This window comes from Mesorhizobium sp. A556, assembly GCF_054489545.1.
The window spans coordinates 86496-101275 of record NZ_JBTMXA010000009.1; the positions used below are offsets into that span (position 1 = coordinate 86496).

Annotated in this window: 18 protein-coding genes; 9 read left to right on the plus strand and 9 right to left on the minus strand. The window is 62.5% G+C overall.

Features of this window, described 5'->3' with window-relative positions:
* Positions 1-136 precede the first annotated feature (136 nt).
* Positions 137-904: a L,D-transpeptidase gene (locus ACX3P0_RS17655; RefSeq protein WP_459090465.1), complete on the minus strand. Its 768-nt coding sequence runs from the start codon at positions 902-904 to the stop codon at positions 137-139.
* 215 nt (positions 905-1119) lie between these two features.
* On the opposite strand from ACX3P0_RS17655, the gene ACX3P0_RS17660 reads away from it, so the two are divergent.
* The gene (locus tag ACX3P0_RS17660; protein WP_459090467.1) at positions 1120-1758 is read left to right on the plus strand and encodes a DNA-3-methyladenine glycosylase I; all 639 of its coding nucleotides are present in this window, start codon (positions 1120-1122) and stop codon (positions 1756-1758) included.
* Positions 1759-1763: 5 nt separating this feature from the next.
* Here the strand turns inward: ACX3P0_RS17660 and ACX3P0_RS17665 are convergent, their stop codons facing one another.
* On the minus strand, positions 1764-1970 hold the full coding sequence (locus ACX3P0_RS17665) for a hypothetical protein (RefSeq protein WP_459090469.1): 207 nt from the start codon (positions 1968-1970) through the stop codon (positions 1764-1766).
* A 210-nt stretch (positions 1971-2180) separates the two neighbouring features.
* Between ACX3P0_RS17665 and hisS the strand changes: the two genes are divergently transcribed.
* The 3 genes from hisS to hisG all read left to right on the plus strand — a co-directional run bounded on the left by hisS (position 2181) and on the right by hisG (position 5902).
* Positions 2181-3761, plus strand: coding sequence for a histidine--tRNA ligase (hisS, locus tag ACX3P0_RS17670; RefSeq protein WP_459090471.1), 1581 nt, complete (start codon positions 2181-2183; stop codon positions 3759-3761).
* 324 nt (positions 3762-4085) lie between these two features.
* Positions 4086-5207, plus strand: a complete 1122-nt coding sequence (locus tag ACX3P0_RS17675) for an ATP phosphoribosyltransferase regulatory subunit (RefSeq protein ID WP_459090473.1) — start codon at positions 4086-4088, stop codon at positions 5205-5207.
* Entirely contained in the window at positions 5204-5902 is a 699-nt protein-coding gene (hisG, locus tag ACX3P0_RS17680; protein WP_459090475.1) for an ATP phosphoribosyltransferase, read from the plus strand. The genes ACX3P0_RS17675 and hisG overlap by 4 nt, the downstream gene beginning before the upstream one ends.
* A gap of 6 nt (positions 5903-5908) precedes the next feature.
* Here the strand turns inward: hisG and ACX3P0_RS17685 are convergent, their stop codons facing one another.
* The 3 genes from ACX3P0_RS17685 to ACX3P0_RS17695 form a co-directional block, all read right to left on the minus strand.
* Positions 5909-6676 (minus strand): class II aldolase and adducin N-terminal domain-containing protein, encoded by a 768-nt coding sequence (locus ACX3P0_RS17685; protein WP_459080287.1) that lies wholly within the window; start codon positions 6674-6676, stop codon positions 5909-5911.
* A gap of 86 nt (positions 6677-6762) precedes the next feature.
* Positions 6763-7203: a DUF3995 domain-containing protein gene (locus ACX3P0_RS17690; RefSeq protein ID WP_459080286.1), complete on the minus strand. Its 441-nt coding sequence runs from the start codon at positions 7201-7203 to the stop codon at positions 6763-6765.
* Positions 7204-7273: 70 nt separating this feature from the next.
* Complete coding sequence (locus tag ACX3P0_RS17695) at positions 7274-7873, minus strand: hypothetical protein (protein WP_459090477.1); 600 nt, start codon at positions 7871-7873, stop codon at positions 7274-7276.
* A gap of 153 nt (positions 7874-8026) precedes the next feature.
* Between ACX3P0_RS17695 and ACX3P0_RS17700 the strand changes: the two genes are divergently transcribed.
* The 4 genes from ACX3P0_RS17700 (at position 8027) to ACX3P0_RS17715 (ending at position 10945) form a co-directional block, all read left to right on the plus strand.
* The gene (locus tag ACX3P0_RS17700) at positions 8027-8476 is read left to right on the plus strand and encodes a hypothetical protein (protein ID WP_459090479.1); all 450 of its coding nucleotides are present in this window, start codon (positions 8027-8029) and stop codon (positions 8474-8476) included.
* A 240-nt stretch (positions 8477-8716) separates the two neighbouring features.
* On the plus strand, positions 8717-8971 hold the full coding sequence (locus ACX3P0_RS17705) for an acyl carrier protein (RefSeq protein ID WP_459080283.1): 255 nt from the start codon (positions 8717-8719) through the stop codon (positions 8969-8971).
* A 29-nt stretch (positions 8972-9000) separates the two neighbouring features.
* Positions 9001-10209: a beta-ketoacyl-[acyl-carrier-protein] synthase family protein gene (locus ACX3P0_RS17710; RefSeq protein ID WP_459090481.1), complete on the plus strand. Its 1209-nt coding sequence runs from the start codon at positions 9001-9003 to the stop codon at positions 10207-10209.
* A 31-nt stretch (positions 10210-10240) separates the two neighbouring features.
* On the plus strand, positions 10241-10945 hold the full coding sequence (locus ACX3P0_RS17715; RefSeq protein ID WP_459090483.1) for a glutathione binding-like protein: 705 nt from the start codon (positions 10241-10243) through the stop codon (positions 10943-10945).
* A 23-nt stretch (positions 10946-10968) separates the two neighbouring features.
* On the opposite strand, the gene ACX3P0_RS17720 is transcribed toward ACX3P0_RS17715, so the two are convergent.
* The 3 genes from ACX3P0_RS17720 to ACX3P0_RS17730 form a co-directional block, all read right to left on the minus strand.
* Positions 10969-11301 carry a hypothetical protein gene (locus ACX3P0_RS17720; protein ID WP_459090485.1) on the minus strand — a complete coding sequence of 111 codons (333 nt, stop codon included), beginning with the start codon at positions 11299-11301 and terminating at the stop codon, positions 10969-10971.
* A gap of 54 nt (positions 11302-11355) precedes the next feature.
* The gene (locus ACX3P0_RS17725) at positions 11356-11997 is read right to left on the minus strand and encodes a nucleoside triphosphate hydrolase (protein WP_459090487.1); all 642 of its coding nucleotides are present in this window, start codon (positions 11995-11997) and stop codon (positions 11356-11358) included.
* Positions 11998-12073: 76 nt separating this feature from the next.
* Complete coding sequence (locus ACX3P0_RS17730) at positions 12074-13159, minus strand: hypothetical protein (protein WP_459090489.1); 1086 nt, start codon at positions 13157-13159, stop codon at positions 12074-12076.
* Between the two features lie 144 nt (positions 13160-13303).
* On the opposite strand from ACX3P0_RS17730, the gene ACX3P0_RS17735 reads away from it, so the two are divergent.
* The gene (locus ACX3P0_RS17735) at positions 13304-14185 is read left to right on the plus strand and encodes a D-alanyl-D-alanine carboxypeptidase family protein (RefSeq protein WP_459080277.1); all 882 of its coding nucleotides are present in this window, start codon (positions 13304-13306) and stop codon (positions 14183-14185) included.
* 10 nt (positions 14186-14195) lie between these two features.
* Here the strand turns inward: ACX3P0_RS17735 and ACX3P0_RS17740 are convergent, their stop codons facing one another.
* Positions 14196-14750, minus strand: a complete 555-nt coding sequence (locus tag ACX3P0_RS17740; protein WP_459080276.1) for a TetR/AcrR family transcriptional regulator — start codon at positions 14748-14750, stop codon at positions 14196-14198.
* Positions 14751-14780: the final 30 nt, after the last annotated feature.

Genomic DNA, 14780 nt, shown 5'->3' on the forward strand with positions numbered 1-14780 from the left:
CCCCTCCCCACAAGGGGGAGGAGGACTCTGTCGCAACCAACCCCGACAAACAAAAAGGGCAGCCGGTTTCCCGGACTGACCTTTTCGCGACCGGCCGCGTTCCCAAGCGGCCCGTCCCCCGTTGTTGAGTAAAGCGCTACATCACCACCACGGTCGTGCCGACCGGCACACGCTCATAGAGATCGACCACGTCTTCGTTGCGCATGCGGATGCAGCCGGACGACACCGAACCGCCGATGGTCCAGGGCTGGTTGGTGCCGTGAATCCGGTAAAGCGTCGAGCCGAGATAGAGCGCGCGCGCGCCAAGCGGGTTTTCGATGCCGCCGTCCAGATGCGTCGGCAGGTAGCGGCCCTTGGCCTTTTCGCGTGCGATCATTTCGGCAGGCGGGCGCCAGTCCGGCCATTCGCGCTTCTGGCTGACCTTGTGGGTTCCGGCCCATTCGAAACCGGGCTTGCCGGTGCCGACGCCGTAGCGCCGCGCCATGCCATCCTTTTCGACCAGATAGAGAAAATTCTGGGTCGTATCGATGACGATGGTGCCGGGTTTTTGCGGGCCGTCATAGGCGACTTCGCGCGGCAGGTAGATCGGATTGATTTCCCGGTGCCTGACCAGCTTTCGAGCCGGCGCCTCTACGGTCGCGGTGCGAACCCGGTCCGGCTGCACCTGGACCCGGTCGACGGGCTGGACGCTGCGCCTTTGCTGGCGCGTGGCAACGGGCGCCTGGCGGGTTTTGCGCACGACGACGCCGGGCTCCTGGCCAAGCTGCATTACCCAGGGGGCGGAAAGATCGGGGCTGACCGTCACGGGCGGCCGTTCCGCATAGCGGTCGTTGGCAGCAGCCGCATTCGCGCTAAGGGCGAGGATCGCCACCGCGCCAAGCAGGGATGGAAACAAAAATTTCATCGGACGCACTCTCGAACTGATCGTCACATGAACCGGGTGGCTTGCCTTCCGGTTTGCGCGATCATTGGCGTGGAGCGGCAACCGAAACATGAATCGGAATGCGTAAAATGCGAGAATGTCAGTAAAGCTTTCGGTGTGGTTACCGGCGGGTGCAGAAATCTGGTAAAGCGCCGGTAAAGTCGCTTCTATCCGCGTTAACGAATGGGTTTTTTGCCATGGATGACGAGAATTCAGGCCTGACCATCGGCCCCGACGGCGTCAGGCGCTGCGCCTGGCACGGCAATCTGCCGGACTATCTCCATTATCACGACCATGAGTGGGGCCGTCCCATGGCCGACGACACGCGGCTGTTCGAAAAGATCTGCCTTGAGGGTTTTCAGTCGGGTCTGTCCTGGCTGACCATCCTCAGGAAGCGCGAGAATTTTCGCGCCGCGTTCGACGGTTTCGACATCGACCGCGTGGCGGCGTTCACCGAGGCCGATATCGAGCGACTGGTCGGCAATGCCGGCATCATCCGCCATCGCGGCAAGATCGTCTCCACCATCAACAACGCCAGGCGCGCCCACGAAATGGCCGATGAAGCGGGTTCCCTTGCCGCATGGTTCTGGAAGTTCGAGCCGACTGCTGACGAGCGGCCGGAGATCGTGGATATCGCCCATCTGCGCGCGAACCCCACCACGGCCGTTTCTGTGCGCCTGTCGAAGGAATTGAAAAAGCGCGGCTGGAGTTTCGTCGGCCCGACTACCGTCTATGCCTTCATGCAGGCGATGGGGCTGGTCAACGATCACCTCGAAGGCTGTGCCTGCCGCGATAAAGTGGAAGCGGAGCGCCGGGCCTTCAAGCGACCGGCGTAGAAGCTTCAGGCGGTGCCGGTCAGCATCATGCCGGCAACGATGGCCGCCGCCGTCGCGAAGGTTGGAAACAGCACCAGCAGGCCGGTCATCAACGCCGCCTGCATGCCGCGCATCTCGGGCTGTTGAACGGCCAGGTCGAACCGTCCGGCACATTGGCGGCCTGGATTGTTCGGCAGGCTTGCTTCATTGTATTCGATTGTCTGCGCGGTCATCGGTTGGTACCCGAGGTTTGTGTTTCAGTTCGGTTATATTTCGTGATTATGTCGGCACAAAGCCCCGATTATGGCGGAATTGGTTCCTTTTGCGAAAGCAATGGTGCGGGGCAAACCCTTGCCGCTCCCGGCTGCATCGGTTAGGACAGCCGCGCTGTCGCATGCAGCCTTTGGCTGGGCGGCGCCCACGAAACATCGAGTAAAAATCCCATGGCCGACAAATCGGAAAAGATGAAGGCGCGACTGCCGCGCGGTCTGGTCGATCGCAGTGCGCAAGACATCCGCGCCGTCGAGACGATGATGGCGAAGATACGGGACGTGTACGAGCTTTACGGCTTCGAGCCGGCCGACCAGCCGCTGATCGAATACACCGATGCGCTCGGCAAATTCCTGCCCGATCAGGACCGGCCGAACGAGGGCGTCTTTTCGTTCAAGGACGATGACGAGCAGTGGCTGTCGCTGCGCTACGACCTGACCGCGCCGCTGGCGCGTTATGTCGCGGAAAATTACGAGCGCCTGCCGAAACCGTTCCGCTCCTACCGCGCCGGCTGGGTGTTCCGCAACGAAAAGCCGGGGCCGGGCCGCTTCCGCCAGTTCATGCAGTTCGATGCCGACACGGTCGGCACGCCGGGTGTCGCGGCCGATGCCGAAATGGCGATGATGATGGCCGATGTGATGGAAGCGCTGGGAATTGCGCGCGGCGATTACGTGATCCGGGTGAACAACCGGAAAGTGCTGGACGGCGTGCTGGAGGCGATTGGGCTTGGTGGCGACGAGAATGCCGGCCGCCGGCTGACCGTGCTGCGCGCTATCGACAAGCTGGATAAGGTTGGCATCGATGGGGTGCGAGACCTGCTTGGCAAAGGTCGCATGGACGAGAGCGGCGATTTCACCAAGGGCGCTCAACTTGACGACAGCCAGATTGGCCGCGCTGCCAGCTATCTCGGTACAGCATTTCGAGAAAGTCGCTCAGATTTGGACGGAAGCGGGGCGACTTCACCAATAGACAACGTTTCCAGCGAACAAACGTATCGCTCTAGCGGTATGTCCTTCAGTTTTTGGCACGATGCGGTTGCCGGCTCGGTAAGGGGTGAGGAAGGCGTCAAGGAGTTGGAGGAACTCTCTGCCCTCTGCCAAGCGGCAGGTTATGACGTTGATCGAGTAATGGTTGATGCTTCCGTCGTCCGTGGCCTCGAATACTATACCGGCCCGGTCTACGAGGCCGAGCTTCTGGCCGAAATTCCCAATGAGGACGGCAAGATTGTGCGCTTCGGCTCGGTGGGCGGTGGCGGGCGCTATGATGGGCTGGTGTCGCGCTTTCGCGGCGAGCCGGTGCCGGCGACCGGCTTTTCCATCGGCGTCTCGCGTCTGATGACGGCGCTGAAGAACCTCGGCAAGCTGGACACGTCGGACGTGGTGGCACCCGTCGTCGTGCTGGTCATGGACAGGGATACGGAAAGCCTCGGCCGCACCCAGAAGATGGTGGCCGATCTTCGCAGGGCAGGCATCCGCGCCGAAATGTATCTCGGCGGCGCCGGCATGAAGGCGCAGATCAAATATGCCGACCGGCGCGGTTCTCCCATCGTCGTCATCCAGGGCGGCGACGAGCGTGCGCGCGGCGAAGTGCAGATCAAGGACCTGATCGAGGGCGCACGGCAGGCCTCGGCCATTGCCGGCCATGCTGAATACAAGGAAGCGCGGCCCGGCCAGGTGACGGTGCCGGAGACGGACCTGGTGGCGGAAGTGCAGAAGATTCTGGCTGCGCAGAAGAACGAACGGGACCATGCCTGACAGCGTTGGCGCTCGACGTTGCCCCCCTCTGTCCTGCCGGAATGCCCTTCGCTATGGCTCCGGGCGTTCGTCGCTGGAAAAGCCAAATCGTTGGCTTTTCCTTGGCCTTCGGCCGGCTGATCTCCCCCCTTGCGGGAGAGATGTCCGGCAGGACAGAAAGGGGCAACGTCGAGCGCCGGTTTTAACGATGACGCGACTTCCTTCTCCCCTTGTGGGAGAAGGTGGCCGAGCGCAGCGAGGTCGGATGAGGGGTGCTCCAGCGGAGCGCTCCGTCGCCTTCGGTGACACCTTCTCCCACAGGAGGAGAAGGGAAGGCTGTACCGCATGACCACCCGCCCCGCCATCTCCGCCGAAATCGCCACCCTGTTTGCCGCGCGAGATACGCACGCGGTCGAGGTCGCGGTGCTACAGCCGGCCGATCCGTTTCTCGACATGGCCGGCGAGGATTTGCGCCGCCGCATCTTCCTGACCGAAAGCGAGACGGGGCAGAGCCTTTGCCTGCGGCCGGAATTCACCATTCCCGTCTGTCTCGACCATATCGCCAGTCAGGCCGGCACGCCGCGCCGCTATTCCTATCTGGGCGAAGTGTTTCGCCAGCGCCGCGACGGCGCCAACGAATTCTTTCAGGCCGGCATCGAGGATCTGGGCGACCGCGATATCGCGCAGGCCGATGCCCGTTCCGTCGCCGACGCCCATGCGCTGCTGGCGCTTGTGCTGCCGGGCAGGAAACTGACCATTACGCTCGGCGATCAGTCGGTGTTCGAGGCGGTGCTGGCAGCACTTGGCCTGCCGCGTGGTTGGCGCATGCGGCTGGCGCGTGCCTTCGGCTCCGAGACGATGCTGGAGGCAGCCCTTGCCGATCTCGCCAACCCGCCGCACAACGGGCAACTGACCGGGACGGTGGCAGCCCTTGTGGCCGATGGCGACGCGGCCCTTCTGGCCGGGCATATCGCGCACGGCATGGAGCAGGCCGGGCTGTCAGCTTCTGCCGGGCGCACGCCGGCCGACATCGCGCGCCGCCTGATCGAAAAGGCCGAACTGCGCAGCGTGCGGCTGTCGAGCGAGGCGTTTTCGGCGCTGAAGGCGTTTCTTGCCATCGACGTGCCGCTGGCAGGAGCCGCCCCGGCGCTGGAAAAATTTGCCGCCGATGCCGGCCTGGCGCTGGGCAATGCGTTGGAGAATTTTCGCGCGCGCGCGGAAGCGCTCGCCGGCCATGGCCTGGCGGTCGAAAGCATCCGCTACGACGCCGCTTTCGGCCGGCCGCTCGATTATTACACCGGGCTGGTGTTCGAAATCACGTCGTCGCATGAGGGCGACCCGGTACTGGCCGGCGGCGGCCGCTACGACCGGCTGCTGACGCTGCTCGGCGCGAAAACGCCGATCCCCGGTGTCGGCTTTTCCGTCTGGCTCGACCGCGTGGAAGCGTTGAGAGGGGCGGCACGATGATCACGCTTGCGCTGCCGTCAAAAGGCCGGCTGAAAGAGCAGGCGCTGGAAGTGCTGGCCAAGGCCGGGCTTTCCGTCTGCCTGCCGGACGATTCGCGGACCTATCGCGCCCACATAGAGGGCCGGGCCGATATCGAGGTGGCGTTCCTGTCCGCGTCCGAGATTGCCGGTGAAATCGGACAGGGCGCGGTCGATCTCGGGATCACCGGCGAAGACCTTTTGCGCGAAAATCTTGTCGACTGGGAAAGCCGGGTGGAGATTGTCGCGAGGCTCGGCTTCGGCCATGCCGACGTGGTGGTGGCGGTGCCGGACATGTGGCTGGACGTCGAGACGATGGCTGACCTGGACGACGTGGCCGCCGATTTTCGCCAGCGCCACGGACGCCGGCTGCGGATCGCGACCAAATACTGGCGGCTGACGCAAAAATTCTTTTCGCAAAAGCACGGCATCCAGGTCTATCGCATCGTCGAAAGCCTGGGCGCGACTGAAGGCGCACCGGCCGCGGGTTCGGCCGACATCATCGTCGATATCACCTCGAGCGGTTCGACGCTTCGCGCGAACCATCTGAAAGTGCTGGTCGACGGCGTCGTGCTGCGCTCGCAGGCTTGCCTCGCCGCCTCGCGCAAGGCGCGTAGCACCGACGACGAAGCCCTGCTTCGCGCGGTTGCCGACAAGGTAAAGCTGGCGCTGGAATAGCCCGCGTCAGTTGCGGTAGGCCGGCTCCTGCTCGTCGAGGATTGCTTTCAGTTCCGAAAGGTGACGGTCGGCCTGGCCCGGATAGTCGTCCAGTTCCTTCGCCGTCTTTTCGGCGATTTCGTCGGAAAGCACGCGCAGCGGCCGGCCGGTCCACAACGCCTTGATGTAGGTTTCGGCGGCGCGCTCGAAATAGAACATGCGGTTGAAGGCATCGGCCACGCTATCGCCGATGACGAGCACGCCATGATTGCCCATGACCATTACCCTGATCTTGGGATCTGACAGCAGCGTCGAACAGCGCTCGCCCTCTTCCTCGAAGGCCAATCCGCCATAATGCGCGTCGACGACATGGCGATTGTAGAAGGTGGCCGAATTCTGGTCGATCGGCGGCAGCGTGGAATCGGCCAGCGAGGCCAGCACCGTGGCGTGGATCGAATGCACATGCATGACGCAGCGCGCATGGCGCACATTGCGGTGGATGGCGCCGTGCAGCCCCCACGCGGTCGGGTCCGGCGCATTGGGGCCGGACAACGTTTCAGGATCGTTGGCGTCGATCATCAGCATGTCGCTCGCCTTGATGCGCGAAAAATGCATCTGGTTCGGGTTCATCAGGAATTTCGTGCCGTCCTCGTTGACGGCCAGCGAGAAATGGTTGGCGACCGCCTCATGCATGTTGAGCCGCGCCGTCCAGCGGAAGGCGCAGGCGAGGTCGACGCGCTCTTCGTAGAAGGGCAAATTGCTCAGCGGTTCGGTCTGCAGGCGGGCGATGCTCATCGAAAAATCCTCCGTGGTAGCGCCAAGAGTGCCGTGGGCAGCCCGCGCGCGCAACCGCTTTGCGTTGGCACAGGGCTATGGCTGGTTCAGGCAGGAAACCGTGCGATGGAAAGCGTGATGAATCCGGCCCCGAGCAACAGGCACAGCGGCGAGAAATAGCGGACATCGTTGGTTGCGAAAGGCTGCTCCGGCGTCAGCCGGCGCCACGCCGGCGTGAAGCCGGCAATGCCGCGCGCAAGGAAGACCAGTCCGATAAGAAATGCCGTGATCGCCAGTCCCTGCAGCGCAAAAGGCGTGGCAAAGACGCCCATCAGCGCCATCGGCCACAAGGTGGCAAGGCCAAGGCAGGCGGCCACCGCGAAGCAGGCGGCGGGCGTCGGCATCTGGTCGACGCCGCGAAAACCGCCGACGGCGCGGGCGCAGGACGCCGCATCCGTTCCCGGCCAGATGCCGCCGATGCCCCAATGGACATGCAGCGTGGTGACAAGCAGCAGGACGAAGGAGAGCGCGAAGGCGAGAACGATCATGGACGGAGCCCGTGGCATTCATGAATGACGGCTATTTCCTAGAACATTCTGCATCGCGACCCAATGCCCATCAGGAGATGGTGTCGAAGAGCCGCAGGATCCACCACGCCTGATAGGCCAGCGCGAATGCGACGAAGGCGATGTGGTAGCGCTTGTCCCGCACGAGGACCGCGATGATGCACAGTGCGACGAAAACCGGCGTTCGGATCAGATATTCGTGGCCGAAGCGGGCGAAATGCGCTTCGCCTTTCAGCAGCGTATCGACCACGTCGAGCAGATAGGTCGCGGCAAGCAGGCCGAAGAACCACGCGCGGCGCGCGTAAAAATAGTCCTCGTAGCCGCGATAGTCCTGCATGCTGTCTGGAAACAGCAGCGCGCACAGCAGGAACAGCACGACGGCGTAGCCGATGACGAACAAATATTTCCCGAAGGTCCAGTTGTCGACCTGAAAGAGGCTGAATTCCCACCACCAGAAATGAACGAGCATCAGAAGGACCGACGCGACCCAAGCCAGATGTACGGGATAAAGCCGGTACTGCTTGGGGTGCTGCACGATACGCGCCAGCCCCGAGAGCAGGCGGGTAACGCCGAGCCCGATCACCATGCCCATGACGATGCGGATATGCGGAAAGATATCGTGCGCCGAAACCGCCGCGTCCTGGACCGCCATCTGTCCCTCGCTTGTGCAAGAATCAATCGTATGCGGTTTCAATGTGCATGCCTCACGTCCTATATGGAACCATGCAAGCGAGCTTCCGTTTGCGTCTGGACACGAACGCAACTGAAAAGGAGCGGACATTTGCGTCAATTTGGATTGAATTTAATGCTGGCGCTGCTGTTCGGCGGTGCGCTGATCACCCCCGCTTCAAGCCAGGGGCTGACCGGGAGTGAGGCCGTCGAAAGCATTACCGGAGACTCGGACATCCGCCAGGAGGAAACCACGACCTCGGCGGAAGAGCAGAAGGTGCTGGCGGCCATCGACAACACCGTGCAGAACACTAGTACCGTCCGCAAATTGTCGGCGGTCAAGCATGTCGATATCGTGTTTCTTGCCGATGCGGCGCGCGCGCAGGGCGTGCCTTCCCCGAAGATCGAGGCCAAGCTGAAGGATCACGCCAGCGAAATTGCGACACTTCGCCAGGAACTGGAAGCCAATGCGCTTCTGTTTCATGCCGTCGATTCGCGCCGGGTGATGACCAAGGACATACTGGCCGTGGAATTTCCCGATTCTGACCGCGTCGTCGTCTACGCTGCGGGTAAACCGGCCAACTGACGCATGGGAAGGCGAGCAGCGCAGTGACAGCGGGTTTGCAGTCCCTGTCGCCCCGGCAACCGATTGTGGATATATCGCTTGTTGCCTCTCACCGTTTCGGTTTCTATAGAAGGACATGGTGGCGCTCACCGGCATCCGGCGGGAGCGACAATGGCGACCAGGCTCGATTGAGCAGGCGAGCTTGATGAGCAGGAATGCGTTGCCAGGTCGGCACCCGGAAAGAAGTGAGAAAGGAACCGAATGGCTGACGAGTTGGCGACGGAAATCATTGCAAGGATCAAGACGCACGCCGAAGAGGGTGGCGAGGAGATCACGTCCGCTACCGAACTGACCGCGCTCGGTATTCATTCGCTTGAACTGACCGAGATCATTTTCGACCTAGAAGAAGATTACGGCATCGAAATCGAAATGAACACGGTCGATGCCTGGAGCAATCTGAAGAACGTCGGCGACATCGTCGAGGCGGTTCGCGCCCTGATCGCTAAAAAAGCCTGATTGCCGTAAAGCCCGAGCGAGAGTTCCCCATGCACCACCGCGTCGTCATCACCGGCCTTGGCGGAATTTGCGGGCTTGGCACCGATTCCGCCGCGATATGGAGCGAGATGCGCGCCGGACGCTCGGCGATCGGAGAGATCACGAACTCGAACCTGCATCAGCTCAAAGTCAGGATCGGCTGCGAGGTCAAGCAGCTTCCCGATCATGGCATTCCTCACAAGCAACTCGTTTCCATGGACCGCTTCAGCCTGCTTGCGGTGATCGCCGCGCGTGAAGCCATGCGGCAGTCGGGGCTCGTTGGGGGCGATGTCGATAGCTACAGGATGGGTGCGGTCGTCGGCGTCGGCATTTGCGGCTGGGAAGCGATCGAGGAAAATTATCGGGCGATCCTGCTCGAAGGCAAGAACCGCGCCGGCATCTTTACCGTACCCAAGGTCATGCCGGGCGCGCCGGCGGGCCAGATCAGCATGGATCTCGGATTGCGCGGGCCGGTTTTCGGCGTCACCTCCGCCTGCTCGTCATCCAATCACGCCATTGCCTCGGCGGTCGACCAGATCAGGCTCGGGCGCGCCGATGTGATGGTTGCCGGCGGCACCGACGCCCCCTTGTTATGGGGCATCCTGAAAGGCTGGGAAGCATTGCGCGTTCTGGCGCCGGATACGTGCCGTCCCTTCTCAGCCGACCGTCAGGGGCTCGTGCTGGGCGAAGGCGCCGGCATGGCTGTGCTGGAAAGCTATGAACATGCCGCCGCCCGTGGTGCGACCATCCTTGGCGAGGTGGCGGGCGTTGGCCTGTCGGCGGATGCATCCGATATCGTCGCGCCCACCATCGAGGGGCCGGAGAGCGCCATGCGGGCCTGCCTGCGCGACGCCGGGTTCAACCCGCAAGACGTCGACTATCTCAATGCCCATGGCACCGGCACCAAGGCCAACGACCAGATCGAAACCGCCGCGATCAAGCGCGTGTTCGGCGATCATGCGAAGAAATTGTCGGTTTCCTCGACCAAATCCATGCACGCGCATTGCCTCGGTGCTTCGGGCGCGCTGGAAATGATCGCCTGCGTCATGGCGATCCGCGAGGGGTTGGTGCCGCCGACCGCCAATTACCGGGAACCGGACCCCGATTGCGACCTCGACGTTACGCCCAACGTCGCCCGCGAACGCCCGGTACGCACGGCCATCAGCAACGCCTTTGCCTTCGGTGGCACTAACGCGGTGCTGGCCTTCAAGGCCGCCTGACGCGTCTCCCGCGCGACATTTAGGAGCTTTTATGACCGATCTTTCCGCGTATCCCGTAGCCGCGCGCTGGCCGGCAAAGCATCCGGACCGTTTCCAGCTTTATTCGGCAACCACGCCCAACGGCGTCAAAATCTCGATCCTGCTGGAGGAACTCGAGATGCCCTACGAGGCGCACTACATCGATATAGGCAAGGATGAGACCTGGACGCCGGAATTCCTGTCGCTCAATCCCAACGGCAAGATCCCTTCGATCATCGATCCGGACGGGCCGGGCGGCAAGCCACTGGCGCTGTTCGAATCCGGGGCGATCCTTCTCTACCTGGCGGAAAAGACCGGCAGGTTCCTGCCGGCCGATGCCGGCTTGCGCTACGAGACGATCCAGTGGGTGTTTTTCCAGATGGCGGCGATCGGCCCGATCTTCGGCCAACTCGGTTTCTTCCATAAATTCGCGGGCAGGAACATTTCCGACAAGCGCCCGCTTGAACGCTATCGCGTCGAATCCCGGCGTCTGGTCGGTGTCCTGGAAACGAGGCTCACCGGCCGCACATGGATCATGGGTGACGATTATACGATCGCCGACATCTCGATGCTGGGCTGGGTGCGCAATCTGATCGGCTTTTACGAAGCGCGCGAACTTGTCGGCTTCGACGACTTCCCCAATGTCGCGGCCTGGCTGGAGCGTGGGCTTGCCCGCCCAGCGGTACAGCGCGGCCTCACCATTCCGGCGAAAGCCTGACGTGCCCTAATCGGCAGATCAGTTTATTTGGTTTTTGATTTGCCTTCGCCACCCTTGCCGACCACCGAGGCGGCAAGCTTGGCGGTCGCCACGACGGCTCCCGTCGCGACCTGGGCGATCTTGGTGGCAAGCGACGGGTTATCGCTGTTTTTAGAGCCTTTGGCGCTCCTGGATGCAGGCTTTGCCGCAGGTGCGGCACTCTTCTGCGCCGGTGTCACTTTCCTGGGTGCTGCCTTGCCAAAAGCCGCAGGCTTTGCCGCGTCCCTGGAACGCTCCGCGATGGCGGCTCCGGCCCCGGTCTTGGACTGCACGGATGCGGTTTTTTTCGCCGCGGGTTTCTTCGCCTTGGTTACCATGGGTTCTCTCGTTATCGGCACGATTGCCGTCTCACCCATAACGACCCGAAAGTCTTAAAGTTCCTGTATGGCCGGCTCGGCAGGGATGCCGACCTCCAGGTCGGCCACCCGCCGGCGCGCCAGAACACGCTCTATATTGGGCATGTCGTTCGAGGCGATCCAGGCGCGGGCGTCTTCATCGGAGCGGCCATGCTCGCGCCAGCGCGCCATTAGCCGGCGCTCGAGTTCCCCACGCTCGACACCCACGAAAATCGAGAAATCGAACAGCGGCGCCAGCCGCGCCCACGGCTCCTCGTCGAGCAAAAGGTAGTTGCCTTCGACCAGTATGAATTTGACCTCTTTCGAGACGATGGCTGCGGCGGCCCGCGATAATTCCATGCCGCGGTCGAATACGGGAATGGCGATGTCCGGTTCGCTTGCGCGGATGCGCTTCAGGAGCGCTTCGAAGCCGGCGAAGTCGAATGTCTCGGGCGCGCCCTTGCGGGGTCGCAAGCCGCGCGGAACGAGCACGGTGTCGTCGTAATGGAAGCCGTCCATGGGAACGACTTCGCAGAGGCCCTCGGGCAGCAGTTCGCGCAGGCTGGCCGACAAGGTCGATTTCCCGGAGCCCGGCGGCCCGGCGATGGCGACGACGAACCGCTGCGCCGTGCTGGCCCGCTTGAAGATGGTAGCCGCGATGTGTGCGATTTCAGACATGGGCGATCCACAGTTCTGTCCGGCCATCTTGCCGACATCTTCCCCAAAATTCAACGCGGCAGGGTGCGGAAGGGTTTCAACCGGTCTTTAGAAAATCGTCGTCGAATAGGATTTCCCGCGTCGAGTCATCGGAAAACGCCAGCAGCAGGCAGCCGGGTCGGGGCGAAACCGTATGTGGCGGCTCGCTACCCGAAAGCGGCAATCCCCCGATAATCTGGCGAAACGCCACGCGTCCGCCCAGATCGAACGCCGTCGCAATCCCTTCCCGTTTCAGCCAATTGTCGCCGATCGAGGCGGCGTGGCCGATTGCCGTGCGCCCATCCTCGATGCCGAGAACGCCGCGATGGCGTCCTCTCCACGGCGCATAGTCACGCCCGCCATTGCTGATCCACAGCATGGTTACGGGCAGTTCCGCCGGGTTTTTCAGCACCAGCACCAGGTCGCCTTCGTCCTTGCGCGCTACGGCGGTCCAACCCGGCCCGCCATGATCGGCCTCGACCAGCGTGACGAAATCCTCATGCCGCCGGTCCATCCGGTATTCGGTGAGGTCGGTTGTGCCGCCACCTGCATCGGGAAAGCGCGTGAGATCGGCGGTCTGGGCCGGGTAGGCCAGCAGAAAGCGGCCGCGTTCAGGGTCGGGCTCCAACGGATCGCCGGGTGTTGCCGCCAGCCGCTTCGGCGAAAACGACAGCCTGCCGCCGCCTTGCATGACCGTCATGGTGTGATGGGCGACTGAAATCGCGCCCGAACCGCCAGAAAACACATGCTCCTGATACAGGAAAGGGTGGCCGTCGCGCAAAGTGAGGATTTTCTCGACGCCGGCGCCCATGACCTTGCGGCGCAAGCGAAAACGCGCGCGCCAGCCATCGGCAAGTGCGGCACTCTCGATCAAATCCCAGCCGCTGTTGGCCGGCCAGCCATGCAGCGGCGCTTCCTCGACATCGCTGCGCGAAAACGGCGCGCACAGGAAATCGCCGGACAGCCGCACCACGCCCTCGGGCAGGTTTTCCGGCAAAAGCGCCTCCGGCTCATCGATCCAGGGCGCGCGATGCAGCGGCCGCAATGTCCTGCCGCCGGCATCGATGGCCATGTCGGCAAGGTGGCCGACGCTCAAATCCACCGACACCGCAATGCCTTTTGCCTCGATCGTAACCGTGTCCATGGCACCCTCGATTCGCTTTTATTGTAGGAGAGCCTTTCCGGCGTGCCCGACGCAAGCGGAATAGCCATTAACCAAATGGACGTGGGGCAACGGTTACTGTAGACACGTCCCGCCTCAGCAACAGCATGCCGAAACAGAAAAATCTTGAGCCTTTTCTCCCTCATCCAGAAATGCCTCGTCGCCATCGCCCTTCTTGGGGCGGTCACCGGCTGCACGACAATGACGCCGCCCGACCAGGTGCTGACGGTGCCGGCACCGGCCGGAAAATACGCGGCCATCGTCGTCGATGCGAAGACCGGCAAGCAACTGTTCGAAGTGAATTCGACCGCGCAGCGCTATCCCGCTTCGCTGACCAAGATGATGACGCTTTATCTGCTCTTTGAAGCGCTGGATTCAGGCCGCGTCACCAAGGATACGCAAATTCCGGTTTCGGCCCATGCCGCCTCGCAGCCGCCGACCAAGATGCGGCTGAAAGTCGGCGAGACCATCGACGTTGAGACGGCGATCCATGCACTGACCGTAAAGTCGGCCAACGACGTGGCCGTGGCGGTCGGTGAGTTCCTTGGCGGCAGCGAGGAGGCGTTCGCCGGCATGATGACCGCCAAAGCGCGCCGGATCGGCATGCGCAACACCGTCTTCCGCAACGCTTCCGGCCTGCCCGACGATGCGCAGCACACGACCGCGCGCGATATGGCGGTGCTGGGCATGGCGCTGCGCCAGCGCTTCCCGCAATATTATCGCTACTTCTCGACTACCGATTTCATGTTCCGCGGCAAGTTGATCCGCGGCCACAACGACATGCTCCGCAGCGTCCGCGGCGTCGACGGCATCAAGACCGGCTATATCCGCGCATCGGGCTTCAACATCGTGACCTCCTACGACGCCGACGGCCGACGTATCGTCGTTGTGGTCATGGGTGCCGACAGCGCCCGCGAACGCAACGCACACGCAGAAGCACTGCTTCGAAGGGCGCTTTCGCCCTCGCCGGGCGATACAAGACTGGTTTTTGCCGATCAGCAGCCCTGATTGCGTCTCGTCACAAAGCTACCGCCGGCGAACCGGCAACCGATAGCAGCGATGCAACGAGGGTGTCGCGTTCGTCCCGCGACAGGATATCGGAATCGAACAGGTTCATGCTGCGCAGGCCTTCGATGGCGAGATAGCAGATCAGCAGCGCGTCCTTGCTTGGCGTTTCCGCCTTGAGACGCTGAAACAGTTGCAGGCGAAACGCCTTGATCGGGTCGAGGAATTCCGGATCCTCGGCGACGGCTGAAAATATCCATGAAGCCGAAGGCTTGGTCTCCTCGCATTCCCTCGCCGCCAGCTTGATATAGATGGAAAGCAGGTTCTCTCCGCTGGTATTGTCCGCGCGCGCTGTTTCCAAAGCATGCTCGAATTCGGTCAGGTAGCGTTCCACCAGCCCCTGCATCAGCTTAGCCTTGGTCGGGAAATTATAGAGCAACCCGCCCTTCGAAACGCCGGCACGCAAGGCAACGGCATCGAGCGAAAGGCTTCCCGGCCCCGCCTCGGCTGCCACATCGGCGGCGGCGTCAAGGATTTTCTCGCGCGAGTTGGTTCTTGGCAGTTTCATTGCGTTCTCCAGCTTCCAAGTACCTAAACC

Excerpts from the sequence above, each read along its gene's own strand:
- ACX3P0_RS17655 (WP_459090465.1), bottom strand. The coding sequence starts at position 904 with ATGAAATTTTTGTTTCCATCCCTGCTTGGCGCGGTGGCGATCCTCGCC.
- ACX3P0_RS17660 (WP_459090467.1), top strand. The coding sequence starts at position 1,120 with ATGGATGACGAGAATTCAGGCCTGACCATCGGCCCCGACGGCGTCAGG.
- ACX3P0_RS17665 (WP_459090469.1), bottom strand. The coding sequence starts at position 1,970 with ATGACCGCGCAGACAATCGAATACAATGAAGCAAGCCTGCCGAACAAT.
- hisS (WP_459090471.1), top strand. The coding sequence starts at position 2,181 with ATGGCCGACAAATCGGAAAAGATGAAGGCGCGACTGCCGCGCGGTCTG.
- ACX3P0_RS17675 (WP_459090473.1), top strand. The coding sequence starts at position 4,086 with ATGACCACCCGCCCCGCCATCTCCGCCGAAATCGCCACCCTGTTTGCC.
- hisG (WP_459090475.1), top strand. The coding sequence starts at position 5,204 with ATGATCACGCTTGCGCTGCCGTCAAAAGGCCGGCTGAAAGAGCAGGCG.
- ACX3P0_RS17685 (WP_459080287.1), bottom strand. The coding sequence starts at position 6,676 with ATGAGCATCGCCCGCCTGCAGACCGAACCGCTGAGCAATTTGCCCTTC.
- ACX3P0_RS17690 (WP_459080286.1), bottom strand. The coding sequence starts at position 7,203 with ATGATCGTTCTCGCCTTCGCGCTCTCCTTCGTCCTGCTGCTTGTCACC.
- ACX3P0_RS17695 (WP_459090477.1), bottom strand. The coding sequence starts at position 7,873 with ATGGCGGTCCAGGACGCGGCGGTTTCGGCGCACGATATCTTTCCGCAT.
- ACX3P0_RS17700 (WP_459090479.1), top strand. The coding sequence starts at position 8,027 with ATGCTGGCGCTGCTGTTCGGCGGTGCGCTGATCACCCCCGCTTCAAGC.
- ACX3P0_RS17705 (WP_459080283.1), top strand. The coding sequence starts at position 8,717 with ATGGCTGACGAGTTGGCGACGGAAATCATTGCAAGGATCAAGACGCAC.
- ACX3P0_RS17710 (WP_459090481.1), top strand. The coding sequence starts at position 9,001 with ATGCACCACCGCGTCGTCATCACCGGCCTTGGCGGAATTTGCGGGCTT.
- ACX3P0_RS17715 (WP_459090483.1), top strand. The coding sequence starts at position 10,241 with ATGACCGATCTTTCCGCGTATCCCGTAGCCGCGCGCTGGCCGGCAAAG.
- ACX3P0_RS17720 (WP_459090485.1), bottom strand. The coding sequence starts at position 11,301 with ATGGTAACCAAGGCGAAGAAACCCGCGGCGAAAAAAACCGCATCCGTG.
- ACX3P0_RS17725 (WP_459090487.1), bottom strand. The coding sequence starts at position 11,997 with ATGTCTGAAATCGCACACATCGCGGCTACCATCTTCAAGCGGGCCAGC.
- ACX3P0_RS17730 (WP_459090489.1), bottom strand. The coding sequence starts at position 13,159 with ATGGACACGGTTACGATCGAGGCAAAAGGCATTGCGGTGTCGGTGGAT.
- ACX3P0_RS17740 (WP_459080276.1), bottom strand. The coding sequence starts at position 14,750 with ATGAAACTGCCAAGAACCAACTCGCGCGAGAAAATCCTTGACGCCGCC.